This window comes from Ramlibacter agri (assembly GCF_012927085.1).
GTDB classification, from domain to species: domain Bacteria; phylum Pseudomonadota; class Gammaproteobacteria; order Burkholderiales; family Burkholderiaceae_C; genus Ramlibacter; species Ramlibacter agri.
The window spans coordinates 846,072-859,835 of the sequence record NZ_JABBFX010000002.1; the positions used below are offsets into that span (position 1 = coordinate 846,072).

General features: G+C 60.5%; 14 protein-coding genes. 10 read left to right on the plus strand and 4 right to left on the minus strand.

Going from position 1 to position 13,764, the window contains the following annotated elements:
* Positions 1-26: 26 nt before the first annotated feature.
* Positions 27-758, minus strand: coding sequence for a pseudouridine synthase (locus tag HHL11_RS22535; protein WP_169420800.1), 732 nt, complete (start codon positions 756-758; stop codon positions 27-29).
* A 37-nt stretch (positions 759-795) separates the two neighbouring features.
* Here HHL11_RS22535 and kdsA point away from each other — a divergent pair, with 37 nt between their 5' ends.
* Complete coding sequence (kdsA, locus tag HHL11_RS22540; RefSeq protein WP_169420801.1) at positions 796-1,644, plus strand: 3-deoxy-8-phosphooctulonate synthase; 849 nt, start codon at positions 796-798, stop codon at positions 1,642-1,644.
* A 62-nt stretch (positions 1,645-1,706) separates the two neighbouring features.
* Here kdsA and rfbC read toward each other — a convergent pair whose 3' ends face one another.
* The 3 genes from rfbC to rfbD are packed head-to-tail and all read right to left on the minus strand — an operon-like array spanning position 1,707 to position 4,026.
* Entirely contained in the window at positions 1,707-2,249 is a 543-nt protein-coding gene (gene rfbC / locus HHL11_RS22545; protein ID WP_169420802.1) for a dTDP-4-dehydrorhamnose 3,5-epimerase, read from the minus strand.
* A complete protein-coding gene (gene rfbA / locus HHL11_RS22550; RefSeq protein ID WP_169420803.1) occupies positions 2,246-3,133 on the minus strand; it encodes a glucose-1-phosphate thymidylyltransferase RfbA in 888 nt (295 codons plus the stop codon). The genes rfbC and rfbA overlap by 4 nt, the downstream gene beginning before the upstream one ends.
* Complete coding sequence (rfbD, locus tag HHL11_RS22555; protein ID WP_169420804.1) at positions 3,130-4,026, minus strand: dTDP-4-dehydrorhamnose reductase; 897 nt, start codon at positions 4,024-4,026, stop codon at positions 3,130-3,132. Before rfbD ends, rfbA begins: the two co-directional genes overlap by 4 nt.
* Positions 4,027-4,380: 354 nt before the next feature.
* On the opposite strand from rfbD, the gene HHL11_RS22560 reads away from it, so the two are divergent.
* The 9 genes from HHL11_RS22560 to wecB are packed head-to-tail and all read left to right on the plus strand — an operon-like array spanning position 4,381 to position 13,733.
* Positions 4,381-4,755 (plus strand): MarR family EPS-associated transcriptional regulator, encoded by a 375-nt coding sequence (locus HHL11_RS22560; RefSeq protein WP_169420805.1) that lies wholly within the window; start codon positions 4,381-4,383, stop codon positions 4,753-4,755.
* Between the two features lie 12 nt (positions 4,756-4,767).
* Complete coding sequence (locus HHL11_RS22565; protein ID WP_169420806.1) at positions 4,768-6,063, plus strand: nucleotide sugar dehydrogenase; 1,296 nt, start codon at positions 4,768-4,770, stop codon at positions 6,061-6,063.
* An 8-nt stretch (positions 6,064-6,071) separates the two neighbouring features.
* Positions 6,072-7,022 carry a Gfo/Idh/MocA family oxidoreductase gene (locus tag HHL11_RS22570; protein ID WP_169420807.1) on the plus strand — a complete coding sequence of 317 codons (951 nt, stop codon included), beginning with the start codon at positions 6,072-6,074 and terminating at the stop codon, positions 7,020-7,022.
* Positions 7,022-7,630: an acyltransferase gene (locus tag HHL11_RS22575; protein WP_169420808.1), complete on the plus strand. Its 609-nt coding sequence runs from the start codon at positions 7,022-7,024 to the stop codon at positions 7,628-7,630. The genes HHL11_RS22570 and HHL11_RS22575 overlap by 1 nt, the downstream gene beginning before the upstream one ends.
* A 32-nt stretch (positions 7,631-7,662) precedes the next feature.
* Complete coding sequence (locus HHL11_RS22580; RefSeq protein ID WP_169420809.1) at positions 7,663-8,748, plus strand: DegT/DnrJ/EryC1/StrS family aminotransferase; 1,086 nt, start codon at positions 7,663-7,665, stop codon at positions 8,746-8,748.
* An 18-nt stretch (positions 8,749-8,766) separates the two neighbouring features.
* The gene (locus HHL11_RS22585) at positions 8,767-10,002 is read left to right on the plus strand and encodes a glycosyltransferase (RefSeq protein ID WP_169420810.1); all 1,236 of its coding nucleotides are present in this window, start codon (positions 8,767-8,769) and stop codon (positions 10,000-10,002) included.
* Positions 9,999-11,417 (plus strand): oligosaccharide flippase family protein, encoded by a 1,419-nt coding sequence (locus HHL11_RS34870; protein WP_169420811.1) that lies wholly within the window; start codon positions 9,999-10,001, stop codon positions 11,415-11,417. The genes HHL11_RS22585 and HHL11_RS34870 overlap by 4 nt, the downstream gene beginning before the upstream one ends.
* Complete coding sequence (locus HHL11_RS22595; protein WP_169420812.1) at positions 11,414-12,670, plus strand: hypothetical protein; 1,257 nt, start codon at positions 11,414-11,416, stop codon at positions 12,668-12,670. The genes HHL11_RS34870 and HHL11_RS22595 overlap by 4 nt, the downstream gene beginning before the upstream one ends.
* A 4-nt stretch (positions 12,671-12,674) precedes the next feature.
* On the plus strand, positions 12,675-13,733 hold the full coding sequence (gene wecB, locus HHL11_RS22600) for a non-hydrolyzing UDP-N-acetylglucosamine 2-epimerase (protein ID WP_281068718.1): 1,059 nt from the start codon (positions 12,675-12,677) through the stop codon (positions 13,731-13,733).
* Positions 13,734-13,764 lie beyond the last annotated feature (31 nt).

Here is a 13,764-nt window from a genome sequence, read left to right on the forward strand (position 1 = left end):
AGCTCCGCTGCGCACCGCGCGAAGTCTCATGAGGACGATTGCGACGCCGCCCTCGCCGCCACATCGAGCCAGCGCCATTCGCCCGGCTGCAAATCCCCTGGCAATTCCAGCTTTCCAATGCGGGACCGATGCAGCCCGGTGACCCGATTCCCCACCGCCGCCACCATCCGCTTCACCTGGTGATACTTCCCTTCGGTCAGCGTCAGCCGAAGTGAATGCGTGCCCGTCGCCTCGCAAGCCGCAGCCCGCACCGGCTTCGGATCATCCACCAGCACCACGTCCTGCAGCAGCTTGGCGACCTGCTGCTCCGTCACCGGATCCGCCGTCACGACCTCGTACACCTTCGGCACATGGTGCTTCGGCGAACTCATGCGATGGATCCACGCGCCGTCGTCGCTAAGCAGTAGCAACCCGGTCGTGTCCTGGTCCAGCCGCCCGATGGCCTGCACGCCCGGCTGGCCGCCCTTCACCGGCCTTTGCCGTAGCGGCGCCGGCAGCAGCGTGTAGATGCTGGGCCAGGCGCCGGGCTTCTGCGAGCACTCGTAGCCGGCCGGCTTGTGCAGCATCAGGTAGGCCTTGGCGTGATAGGTCCACGGCTTGCCTTCCACCGTGAATTCCAGGCCGTCCTGGGCCGCGATGTCTTCGTAAGGGTCGGCTACGGGCTGGCCGGCCACGGTGACCAGGCCCTTCTGCACGAGGCCGAGGCAGGTGGCCCGGGCGCCGAAGCCCTGGCTGAACAAGAGTTGCTGCAATTCCACGGCGGCCGATTATCCGGGTGGCGCACAATCCCGTCCCATGACGACGATCCAGATCACCCCCGCCATCCGTTGCGGCAACGAGCTTCCCTTCGTCCTCTTCGGCGGCATGAACGTGCTGGAGTCGCGCGACATGGCCCTGCAGGTCTGCGAAAAGTACGTGCAGGTGACGCAGAAGCTGGGCATCCCCTACGTCTTCAAGGCCAGCTTCGACAAGGCCAACCGCTCCTCCATCCACTCTTACCGCGGCCCCGGCCTGGAGGAAGGCCTGGATATCCTGCGCGCGGTGAAGCAGCGCTTCGGCGTGCCGGTGATCACCGACCTGCACGAGCCCTGGCAGGCGCAGCCCGTGGCCGAAGTGGCCGACGTCATCCAGCTGCCCGCCTTCCTGGCGCGCCAGACCGACCTGGTGGTGGCCATGGCCAAGACGGGCCGCGTGGTCAACATCAAGAAGCCGCAGTTCCTGAGCCCCTCGCAGGTGGCGCACATCGTCGAGAAGTTCCGCGAAGCCGGCAACGAGCAGGTGCTGCTGTGCGAGCGCGGCGCCAGCTTCGGCTACGACAACCTGGTGGTAGACATGCTGGGCTTCGGCGTGATGAAGAAGACCACCGGCAACCTGCCGATCATCTTCGACGTGACGCATGCCTTGCAGCAGCGCGACCCGGGCGGCGCGGCCTCGGGCGGCCGGCGGCAGCAGATCGTCGACCTGGCGCGTGCGGGCATGGCGGTGGGAATCGGCGGGTTGTTCCTGGAGGCGCACCCCGATCCCGACAACGCCAAGTGTGACGGGCCCAGCGCCCTGCCCCTGGACAAGCTGGAGCCTTTCCTGGCGCAGGTGAAGGCGGTGGATGATTTGGTGAAGGGGTTTGCGGCGTTGGAGATTCGGTAGCGGCGAAGGGCGTCGCGCGGTGCGCAGCGAGCTGCGCACCCTACAAGGTTCTGGTGTCGAAATCAGACGAGTTCGGCGGTCGCGAGGCTGACGCCGAGGCGGTCCTTCGCGGAGAGTGTCGGCTCGTCGGACAGGGGCCACTCGATCCCGATGGCCGGATCGTTCCAGGCGATGCAGCGCTCGTGCTCCGGCGCGTAGTAGTCGGTGGTCTTGTACAGGAAGTCCGCCGATTCGCTGAGCACCAGGAAGCCGTGGGCGAAGCCGGGCGGCACCCACATCTGCCGGTGGTTGTCCTCGGTCAGCTCGGTGCCGACCCAGCGGCCGAAGGTGGGCGAACCGTTGCGCACGTCCACGGCAACGTCGAACACCGCCCCGCGCACCACCCGCACCAGCTTGCCCTGCGGCTGCTTCACTTGGTAGTGTAGGCCGCGCAGCACGCCGCGCGCCGAGCGTGAATGGTTGTCCTGCACGAAGTCCACCACGATGCCCAAGGCCTCGCAGATCGCCTTGCGGTTGTAGCTTTCGAAGAAGAAGCCCCGCGCATCGCCGAAAACCTTGGGCTCCAGGATGACGACGTCGGGGATGGCGGTACGGGTCGCCTTCATCGGGCGTTTCCTTCACGCAGCAGCTGCTGCAGGTACTGGCCGTAGCCGTTCTTCTTCAGCGGATCCGCCAGCCGCGCCAGCTGGGCGTCGTCGATGAAACCGGAGCGCCAGGCGATTTCTTCCGGGCAGGCGATCTTCAGGCCCTGGCGGCGTTCCAGCGTCGCGATGAACTGGCCGGCGTCCAGCAGGCTGTCGTGCGTGCCGGTGTCCAGCCAGGCATAGCCGCGGCCCATGATCTGCACCGTCAGCGCGCCCTGCTCCAGGTAGGCCTGGTTGACGGCCGTGATCTCCAGCTCGCCACGGGCGCTGGGCTTCACCGACTTGGCGATCTCCACCACGTTGTGGTCGTAGAAGTAAAGGCCGGTGACCGCGTAGTTGCTTTGCGGCGCCTTGGGCTTCTCCTCGATGCTGATGGCGCGGCCCTGCGCGTCGAAGGCGACGACGCCGTAACGCTCCGGGTCCTGCACGTGGTACGCGAACACGGTGGCGCCGCCTTGCTGCGCGTCTGCCGTCTTCAGGATCGGCCCCAGCGTGTGCCCGTAGAAGATGTTGTCGCCCAGCACCAGCGCGCAAGAGTCGTTGCCCACGAACTGTTCGCCGATGATGAAGGCCTGCGCCAGCCCGTCCGGGCTGGGCTGCACGGCATAACTCAGGTTCAGGCCCCACTGGCTGCCGTCGCCCAGCAGCGCCTGGAAGCGCGGCGTGTCCTGCGGGGTGCTGATCACCAGGATGTCGCGCATGCCGCCCAGCATCAGCGTGCTGAGGGGGTAGTAGATCATCGGCTTGTCGTACACCGGCAGCAGCTGCTTGCTGATGGACAGCGTGGCCGGGTGCAGCCGGGTGCCGGTGCCGCCGGCGAGGATGATGCCTTTGCGTCGGGTCATGGGGTTCCGAGGATTTCCTGGAGCATCCGATTCACCCCGGCCCCCCAGGGCGGCAGCGCCAGGCCGAAGGTCGCGCGCAGGCGCGCCGTGTCCAGCCGCGAGTTGTGCGGGCGCGTGGCGGCGGTCTTGAAGGCGGACGACGGCACGGGCTCCACGTGTTCGGCCTTCAGCGCCTGGCCGGCCTGGCGGGCGGCCTGCAGCACGTAGCTGGCGTAGCCGTGCCAGGTGGTCACGCCCGCGGCCGCCACATGGTAGGTGCCCGCCTTGCCGGCATCGGCGGCGAGCGCGCGGATGGCGTGGGCCGTCACGTCGGCCAGCAGTTCGGCACCCGTGGGCGCGCCGAACTGGTCGTCGATGACGGTCAGGCGCTCGCGCTCGCGGGCGAGCTTGAGCATGGTCTTGGCGAAATTGCTGCCCCGCGCCGCATACACCCAGCTGGTTCGCAGCAGCAGGTGGCGCGGCAGGGCCGCGCGGATGCGCGCCTCGCCTTCGAGCTTGGTGCGGCCGTAGGCGTTGAGCGGGCCGGTGGCGTCGTCCTCGCGCCAGGGGCGGTTGCCGCTGCCGTCGAAGACGTAATCCGTGGAGTAGTGCACGAGCGCGGCGCCGATGCGCGCGGCCGCCTGCGCGAGCACGCCCGGGGCTTCGGCGTTGATCGTGTGGGCGAGTTCGGGTTCGTTTTCGGCCTTGTCCACCGCGGTGTGGGCGGCGGCATTGACGATGAAGTCAGGCCGCACCGTGGCGACCGTGGCGGCCAGCCCTTCGAGGTCGGTGAAGTCGCCGGAGAGGCCTGGCTGGCCAGCGACGTCCAGCGCGAGCAGCTCGCCCAGCGGCGCCAGGCTGCGCTGCAGTTCCCAGCCGACTTGCCCATTGGCGCCGAACAGCAGGATCTTCACGCTGCGGCTGGCCGGGCACTGAGACCGGTCCTGTCAGTGAAAAGCACCATCTCGAAGTCTCCGCTCTCCTCCTCGGCATTATCCTCAGAAGCCCAAGCGAACTGCCGCGCAGGAGCGCGGCGCGCTCCTATTGCCTGCGCGATGTTCCGTCGGCGCGACGATGTCACGGCCGGTACATCTAAAAGTGCGCAAATACGCCCCTCGGCACGGCGCCTCCTCGTCCATTTGTAGGAGACGGCCTTACAAGCCTGCAAGAATATTGCCCACCAAGTTGCAAACTGATACAGTGCTCAGACTTGAACAGTTTGCGGCCTTGGCGAATGCTCGGGCCCTCCGCTCCTCCGCGAGAAGCCCGTGGCCAGCCGACAGCTCGAAAACGCCGAAGACCTGCACTTCCGGGTCCTGAAGATCCTTCAGGACAACCCGGACCTGTCGCAGCGCGAGCTGGCCCAGCAGCTCGGGGTGAGCAACGGCAAGCTGCACTACTGCATGAGGGCCTTGATCGACAAGGGCCTGGTGAAGCTCGGGAACTTCGCGAGCTCGAAGCACCACCTGGGGTACGCGTACCTGCTGACGCCGGCGGGGATGGCGAAGAAGGCGAGTATGACCGCAGCCTTCCTCAAGCGAAAGATGGCGGAGTACGAGGCGCTGCAGAAGGAGATTGCGGCGCTGCAGGCGGAAGTGGGTGCGGAGGGTCCGCGCTCGACTTTCAAGAATTCAAGCAACTGAAGGAATAGCAGGATGAACCTCCAGGACAAGACCCTGGCCATCATCGGCCTGGGCTACGTGGGGCTGCCGCTGGCAGTGGAATTCGGCAAGCGCCGCCCGGTGATCGGCTTCGACATCAACCAGGCACGCATCGCCGAACTGCAGAGCGGGCAAGACCACACCCTGGAGTGCAGCCCGAGCGAACTGAAAAAGGCCGAGTTCCTCGCCTATTCCAGCACGCTGGAAGACCTGAAGCGTGCGAACGTCTTCATCGTCACCGTTCCGACACCCGTGGACAAGGCCAACCGGCCGGACATGACGCCTTTGATCAAGGCAAGCACGACTGTCGGCAAGGTACTCAAGTCCGGCGACATCGTGATCTATGAATCCACGGTCTATCCCGGCGCGACCGAGGAAGTCTGTGTTCCTGTGCTGGAGCGCGAGAGTGGCCTGAAGTTCAACGTCGACTTCTTCTGCGGTTATAGCCCCGAGCGCATCAACCCCGGCGACAAGGTCAACACCCTCACCAAGATCAAGAAGATCACGAGCGGTAGCACTCCGGAGGTCGCGGAAGCTGTAGACGGCCTTTACCGCGAGATCATCACTGCCGGCACGCACAAGGCCAGCAGCCTCAAGGTGGCGGAAGCGGCCAAGGTGATCGAGAACACACAGCGTGACTTGAACATCGCGCTGGTCAACGAACTGTCGGTGATCTTCGAGCGCCTCGGCATCGACACCTTGGACGTTCTCGAAGCGGCCGGCAGCAAGTGGAACTTCCTGCCATTCCGTCCGGGCCTGGTCGGTGGACACTGCATCGGCGTGGATCCTTACTATCTGACGCACAAGGCGGAGGAAGTCGGGTACCACCCGCAAGTGATCCTCGCTGGCCGCCGCATCAATGACAACATGGCGCGCTACGTGGCACGCAACATGATCCGGCTGATGCTGAAGAACTCCATGGACGTCCCCCGCTGCCGGATTGGCGTCCTGGGCGTGACTTTCAAGGAGAACTGCCCGGACATCCGCAACAGCAAGGTCGTCGACATGCTGCGCGAGTTCGAAACGTGGGGAGCGCAGGTCGTCGTTGCGGACCCGTGGGCGGACCCCGAAGAGGTCCAGCATGAATATGGCCTGACGCTGGGAAAGGTCGATGCGGCCAACCCCGTGGATGCCCTTGTCGTAGCGGTCGGCCACACCGAATACCGTCAAATGAAGGCTGCGGAGCTGCGGGCATACTGCCGCGGCGATGCTCCCGTCCTGGCCGACGTCAAGAGCCTCTTCAACCGTCACGAAGCCGCTGCAGCCGGTTTCACCGTCTTCCGCCTCTAAGCCACTCCATGAAAAACTTCGCTCTGATCGGTGCCGCAGGGTACATCGCCCCCCGGCACATGCGCGCCATCAAGGACACCGGCAACCACTTGGCCGTCGCATACGACATCAACGACTCGGTTGGCATCATCGACAGCATCTCGCCCCAAAGCGAGTTCTTCACCGAGTTCGAACGCTTCTACGAATACGCATACCAGCTGAAGCGCGATCCCGCGACGGCGCTGGATTACGTGGCGATCTGCTCGCCCAACTATCTGCACCACCCGCACATCGCAGCCGGCCTGCGACTCGGTGCCGACGTGATCTGCGAGAAGCCGCTCGTCCCCACCCCGGAACTGCTGGACGAACTGGAGCGCGTGGAGAAGGAAACCGGCAAGCGGGTCTTCAACATCCTGCAACTCCGCCACCACGACGCGATCCTGCAGTTGCGCGAGAAAGTCGCGGCGGCCCCGGCCGATCACGTGTTCGACGTCGAACTGACGTACATCACGTCGCGCGGCAAGTGGTACATGGAAAGCTGGAAGGGCGACCAGCGCAAATCATTCGGCGTCGCGACCAACATTGGCGTTCACTTCTACGACATGCTGCACTTCGTGTTTGGCAAGCTGAAGCGCAACGTCGTGCACTACTCCGGCGAAGCCAAGGCGGCGGGTTACCTGGAATACGAACGTGCTCGCGTCCGCTGGTTCCTGTCGATCGACGCGAACGATCTGCCCGACGAAGTGAAGGGCAAGAAGTCGACGTTCCGCAACATCGACATTAGCGGAGAAAAGCTCGAGTTCTCCGAGGGTTTCACGGAACTGCACACCACCAGCTACCGGGAGATCCTGGCCGGCCATGGGTTCGGCCTGGAGGATGCACGCCACTGTATCGAGACGGTCAATGTGATTCGAACGGCAGCTCCTGTGACTGGCCAGCACGGCGAAGTGCACCCCTTCGTCAATCGACTGCTGAAGTAATGAGCTATACGGTTCATCCCAGCGCCATCGTCGACGAAGGCGCAGAAATCGGTGACGGCAGTCGCGTGTGGCACTTCGTGCACGTTTGCTCAGGCGCCCGGATCGGGAAATCCGTTTCCCTGGGCCAGAACGTGTTCGTCGGCAATCGAGTGTCGATTGGCGACCACTGCAAGATCCAGAACAACGTCAGCGTTTACGACAACGTAACGCTCGAGGACGGTGTGTTTTGCGGACCGAGCATGGTCTTCACCAACGTCTACAACCCACGCTCCTTCGTTGAGAGGAAGGACGAGTACCGGAATACCCTCGTGAAGCGAGGCGCCACGCTGGGCGCCAACTGCACGATCGTCTGTGGAGCAACGATCGGGGAATTCGCGTTCATTGGAGCCGGTGCCGTGGTCAACAAGGACGTTCCTGCGTACGCTTTGGTCGTCGGCGTTCCGGGACGCCAGATCGGCTGGATGAGCGCGCACGGAGAACGGCTCGAACTGCCTTTGCGCGGCGATGCCCGGGTTCGTTGCCAGCATTCTGGCGACGAGTACGTACTCGCGGGTTCTCAGCTTGTGCGCGTCCCCGCCCCTGTCGCTGCCGAACAGGCAACCCGGTAGACACGAGCCCACTTCTTGGAAGAGACAGCCACATGGAATTTATCGATCTGAAGGCGCAGTACCAGAGCCTCAAGCGCGACATGGATGCGCGGATCCAAGCCGTCCTGAATCACGGCCAATACATCCTGGGTCCAGAAGTTGCCGAACTGGAAGAGCGGCTCGGTGCCTATACCGGCGCGAGGTACTGCATCTCCGTCGCCAACGGAACGGACGCACTGCAGATTGCGCTGATGGCGCTCGGCGTCGGCGCGGGCGATGAGGTCATCACGCCTGGGTTTACCTACATCGCGACTGCGGAAACGGTTGCCTTGCTCGGCGCACGTCCGATTTACGTCGATGTCGATCCGCGAACGTACAACCTCGATCCCGCATCGCTCGAGTTTGCGATCACCAGCAAGACGAAGGCCATCATTCCGGTCAGCCTGTATGGCCAGTGCGCCGAATTCGACGCGATCAACGCGATTGCTGCCAAGCACGGCATTCCAGTCATCGAGGACGCTGCTCAGAGCTTCGGTGCCAGCTACAAGGGTCGCAAGAGCTGCAACCTGTCCCAGATTGCCTGCACCAGCTTCTTTCCCAGCAAGCCGCTCGGCTGCTACGGCGATGGTGGCGCCATCTTCACCAGCGATGAGGGCCTAGCCAAGATCATCCGCCAAATCGCGCGACATGGGCAGGATCGTCGTTACCACCACGTCCGGGTGGGCGTGAACAGCCGGTTGGATACTATCCAGGCGGCTGTTCTGTTATCGAAGCTGGAGATCTTCGATGATGAAATGACCGCTCGCCAAGAGGTAGCTTCGAACTATAGCGAGCTGCTACTTCGCCTCACCGATATCAAGCCACCCGAGATCGCTGAATACAACACGAGCGCGTTTGCCCAGTACACGGTGCGGGTACTGGAGCGGGAAAAAATTCAAAGCCATCTGACAGCCGTTGGGATACCTACGGCAATTCACTATCCCGTTCCCCTAAACCACCAACCAGCGGTCTCCGACGCTACGGTGAAGCTACCGGTCGGAGACCTCGTTGCGACGGAAGTTCTCAGCCTGCCAATGCATCCTTATCTCACAAGAAAGGACCAGGAAAGAATCGTATTGGCACTTACTAGTGCGAGCTGAACGATCCTAGGTTAGACAATGACAAGGGCGACTACGGTAATCATCTTAACGAACGCCTTCCCGTATCAGCCGGGTGAGCATTTTTTTGAAGCCGAACTGGCGTATTGGGCTGCCGCGGAGATTAAAGTCATAGTTGCGCCACTGTCAGCAACCGGCGCCAGTCGTCCCACGCCGCCTCAGATTCAGGTTGATCTTCGTCTTGCGCGGTCCATGCGCGGCTGGCGGGGCTGTATTTCCCACTTAAGGGCAGTTCTGTCTCCCTTGTTCTGGAAGGAAGCCTCTAGCGCTTGGAACTTGGGGCAGAGGCATCTTGGGACTTACGCCCGATGCCTGCGTGCGGCAGCAAAGATCATTTTACTGAAGCAGGGTTTGCACGACCTGGTTTCCGAGTCCGGCACCAACGCGGTGGTTTACGCGTATTGGCACGACGTACAGGCGTATGCGGCTGCGCTACTTAAACGAGAGCGATTGATCACAAGCGTTTATTCGCGTGCGCATGGTTTTGACTTGTATCAAGAGCGCAGACCACACTGCTACATGCCCTTCAAACGTGCCTTCGCAAAGGACGTCGACACCGTTTTTTCGGTGAGCGAGCAAGGACGCAGCTACCTAGAACATGTCTACGGCATTCCTCCGACGCAATTGGAAGTGAGCCGATTGGGAGTCCACGTCCCTCCCCGGATGAACATGGCTGCTGCGGGCGACACAATTCATATCCTGTCAGTCGCATCGTGCACCAACGTGAAACGGATTGACCGAACGATCGATGCACTCGCGGACACCAAGATTGAAGGCAAGACAATACTGTGGACGCATATTGGCGACGGCCCGTTACTTGATCAATTGATTGCGCGCGCACACGAGAAGCTCAGACCAAACGGTGTCGATTTCAACTTCATGGGCGCGATCAGTAACAAGGAAGTCCAGCAATATTATGACGAACAGCCAATTGACTTCTTCATCAATACGAGCGAATCAGAAGGGATTCCCGTTTCGATAATGGAGGCGATGAGTCACGGCATTCCAGTCATAGCGCCCGCAGTCGGCGGCGTCTGCGAACTGGTAAACGAAGAAGTCGGGAGACTGCTCTCACCTCAACCAGATGCCAAGGAAATCACCTTAGCGATCTGCTGGATGAGCGAATTCGGGCGCTCACCGAAAATCCGGCTGCGTGCGCGCATGGCAGCGGAATGCAATTACAGCGCACAGGCAAATTACAACGCGATCATCAATAAAATCGCAACCCGCCCGTGAATAGGCGTCAATTCATATCATTTGCCTCTGGTCCCATTGTTAGCGCGGGCATAGGCCTCCTAACGTTGCCGATCATCGCTTGGCAGTTCTCTGGCGAAGATGTTGGCCGAAATGCAATCTATCAGGTCACGGTCGCGTTAGCGGTAGTGATCTTTGTTCTCGGCCTCGACCAAGCATTCGTCCGCGAGTACCACGAGACAGCCGACTGGAGACGGCTATTTAAGTCTTGCTTTACGCCTGGCTTTATCGCGCTGCTGGGGGCTACTGCAGCGTGCGTCGCTTACGCCCCCAACTTGTCGCGACTGCTATACGGCAAGGAGGAATCGCTCTGGATAGTCCTTACTGCTGTAAGCGTAATTCTCGCATACGCGAACCGATTTCTATCACTGATTCTTCGAGTCCAAGAACGCGGACTCGAGTTCTCAGCGACCCAAATCTTACCAAAACTGGCAGTCATCCTCCTTCTCCTGGCCTACCCGATGCTCCATGTTAAGGTCGAGTTCAGAGACCTCTTGCTGGTGAACCTGATCGCAGCAGTCACAGTTTGCGCGGTATTGATTTTCAATCTTCGGCGCGATCTACGCTCAATAGCGCTCTCACAGGTAAGCCGCGACGAGCTGCGCACTCTACTTAAGTTCGGCTTGCCGCTCATCGGTGCAGGCTTAGCTTCATGGAGTCTAAACGCAACGAGTTCATTGACCCTTCGGTCGATGTCAACGTTTGCGGAGCTTGGGATTTATTCCATGACAGTCAGCTTTGCTGGCGCGGCATTAGTGTTGCAAGCCGTCTTCTCGACAATTTGGATGCCTACCGTCTACAAGTGGGTGGCCGCAGGCGAGGGTGACGCGCAAATCAGCTCAGCAATTCGCATCGTACTCGCATTGGCATGCCTAATCGGCGCACTTACGGGCTCGTTGTCCCGGCTCATCGATTTTGTCCTCCCTCCGGGATATCAAACGGTCAAGTTTTTGTTGGCCGCGTGCATGACTCAGAGCCTGTTCTACACAGTCTCTGAAGCCGCAGCCATTGGGATCAATGTCCAACGCAAAACCAGCCTAGCCTTGGCAACCGCGGTTTGCGCCCTCGCGGTGAACGTGCTGTTTTCGTTCATGCTAGTTCCGAAGTACGGAGCACGAGGCGCGGCTGCCGCCAATACCATCGCTTTTCTCGCCTTTTGCATAGTGAGAACGGAATTTTCAGCTCGATCTTGGAGCTCGATCCCCCGCAAGCGCATCCACACGAACGTCGCGGTGCTTGCAGCGGCTGCCGTCGTAACAGCGTTCTCCTCGACTTATGACGGGTCTTTCGCGGTGCAGACGATTCTCTGGTCGCTTCTCTTTGTTGGCTTTGCTTACCAGTTCCGATGCGAAATTCGGGAACTAGTTCGGCTTACGCTGGGCATTCGATCAGCATGAAAACACTCAAATTGGCCGTGCCTCGCCGGAGTTCCTGGTACGCCTGCATCACGATGGCATTTCTACACTACTTCCTGACGCCATCGGAATCGGGAGCCTCCCCAGCGGCAGCAGTTTTAATTCGCGCAGTTAGTGGAGCCGCGTTAACTGCCGTGCTGCTCGCCATTTGCGGCCTTCGGAAGGTAGACGTTACACGGCTTGGACCGTGGACCATTGGCTTATTTATTTGGTTTGCACTAATAAATCGCCTTCAAAATGCTCAGCTTTTGGCGGTAATGTTCTCGTTCATGCTCTTGAGTTTTGCCTTGGTTGGTTGCGAGGCGAAGAGCCGAAGCAGGGGGCTCACAGTGCTGGAGAAACCCCTAACTTACCTCGTCATATTCTGGGTGTTCGCGCTCCTGCTTCAAATATCGCTGTTTGCCATATCAGGTCAATTGGTTGATCTGCACGCCATTCTGCACCCTTTAAGCGAAGCTCGGATCTATGGCGTCGCCGATTTATTCCGATTCACTGGTGTGCACATTGAGCCCGGTACGTATGCAAATTGGCTCTACGCGCTGGTGATGCTTAGAGCAATGATCTCAGGCAGGCTTTATGACCGGATCAGCCTTTTCGCCGTCCTATCAATCCTTTTTGCACTCTCCGCATGGGGACTTATAGCTGTCGCCATTTTCCTGTTTGGCTATTTCGTCTCCAAAATCTCCGACATGACAAAGAGGGGAATTCGTGCCGCAGCACTCGCCGTGCTACTGCTCACGGGTTTTGGGCTCTTCGTGTATAGCCAATTCGGGGAGCATCTTCCTGCGCTTGTTGATTATTTCGTCCTGCGCTCCGAACTTGAAGACGTTTCCGGCTCGAGCAAGGTTCAGGCGCTTGCCGGGTTTAAGCAACTCGCGCCTCAGCTCTTCATCGTTGGTATGCCGCTCTCTACTGACTTCTGTGGAGGCTGTGCATCCCCCCAAGATGCGGGATTTCTCTTGAACATCGCCGTATATGCCGGAATGCTCGTCGCGATCGCACTCTTCGTCATGATTTTCGTCGCCGCATATCGCGAGTTCGGCGTCACCGGAGCATTGGCGGCCCTCCCGCTGGCCTTCGCAAAGTTCATCTTTTACGAGCCAATGTTTTGGATGATCTTCGGCGCAGCCGTTGTCCGGATTCGGTTCGGTATCGGCCTACACCCTAACCCACCGAAGCACGACAAGTCTTTCACCTTACCGACGACCTATAAAAAGTATGACCTCAACCTTTAAGCTTATGAGCGTGGTAGGGGCCCGGCCCCAGTTCGTTAAAGCTGCAGTGCTGTCCGCGGCAATTCAAGAGCACCGCCCTGACATTCGCGAGGTCCTTGTCCATACGGGCCAACACTACGACGACCGCATGTCGGAAATATTCTTCCGCGAGCTCGGCATCGAGGCCCCAGCACACAATCTGGGCGTCGGTGGGGGCAGCCATGGTCGAGCTACCGGGCAGATGCTAGAGGGGCTAGAACGGGTGATGCAACGTGAGGGGCCAGACGGAGTGCTTGTCTATGGGGACACGAATAGCACAATCGCAGCGGCTCTCGCTGCCGTAAAGCTTCACATCCCGGTGGCTCATGTGGAGGCGGGTCTCCGCTCATTTAACAGGACTATGCCGGAGGAGATCAATCGCGTCGTAACAGATCACATTAGCGAGCTGCTGTTTGCGCCAACACAGACTGCCGAATCCAACCTCTTTGCGGAAGGTATTGAACGAAAGAAAGTCCATGTGGTAGGGGACGTCATGTATGACGCCGCAATCTATTTCGCAAAACGCAGCGCTCGCCCCTCATGGTTTTCCGATCTTGGCTTCGACGTAGGCCGGTATGTTCTCTGCACAATCCATCGCGCTGAAAATACGGACTCTTTACACCGCCTAGAGGCGATCCTTAGAGGGTTGGCGCTAAGCGGCTCGAAAGTCATTCTACCTATGCATCCGCGAACCGCGGCGCGCATCGCTGCCGCGCAACTGGAAATTCCAGCCAACGTGACGATTGTTGAACCGGTCGGGTATTTGGAAATGTGCTGGCTCGAAGCCAATTCAACACTGATCGCGACGGACTCCGGCGGCGTCCAGAAGGAAGCGTACTTTCACAAGAAGTTCTGCGTCACGCTGCGCGAAGAGACAGAGTGGGTAGAGCTGGTGGATAGCGGCTGCAACGTCCTAGCTGGCGCTGATTCTCTCGCGATTGCTAACGCAATCTCCTCCCCCCTGACTTGCGACTTCTCGCGCGAATTCTACGGACGCGGCTCGAGCGCTAGAGCAATTGCCGAAAAGCTGTGGGCGCACGCATGAGAGTTCTTCATGCATGCTCGCTGTTGGCGCC

Coding starts and splice junctions, on each gene's coding strand:
- HHL11_RS22585 (WP_169420810.1), top strand. CDS start 8,767: ATGACAAGGGCGACTACGGTAATCATCTTAACGAACGCCTTCCCGTAT.
- wecB (WP_281068718.1), top strand. CDS start 12,675: ATGAGCGTGGTAGGGGCCCGGCCCCAGTTCGTTAAAGCTGCAGTGCTG.
- HHL11_RS22595 (WP_169420812.1), top strand. CDS start 11,414: ATGAAAACACTCAAATTGGCCGTGCCTCGCCGGAGTTCCTGGTACGCC.
- rfbA (WP_169420803.1), bottom strand. CDS start 3,133: ATGACCCGACGCAAAGGCATCATCCTCGCCGGCGGCACCGGCACCCGG.
- rfbC (WP_169420802.1), bottom strand. CDS start 2,249: ATGAAGGCGACCCGTACCGCCATCCCCGACGTCGTCATCCTGGAGCCC.
- HHL11_RS22580 (WP_169420809.1), top strand. CDS start 7,663: ATGGAATTTATCGATCTGAAGGCGCAGTACCAGAGCCTCAAGCGCGAC.
- HHL11_RS22565 (WP_169420806.1), top strand. CDS start 4,768: ATGAACCTCCAGGACAAGACCCTGGCCATCATCGGCCTGGGCTACGTG.
- HHL11_RS22575 (WP_169420808.1), top strand. CDS start 7,022: ATGAGCTATACGGTTCATCCCAGCGCCATCGTCGACGAAGGCGCAGAA.
- HHL11_RS22570 (WP_169420807.1), top strand. CDS start 6,072: ATGAAAAACTTCGCTCTGATCGGTGCCGCAGGGTACATCGCCCCCCGG.
- kdsA (WP_169420801.1), top strand. CDS start 796: ATGACGACGATCCAGATCACCCCCGCCATCCGTTGCGGCAACGAGCTT.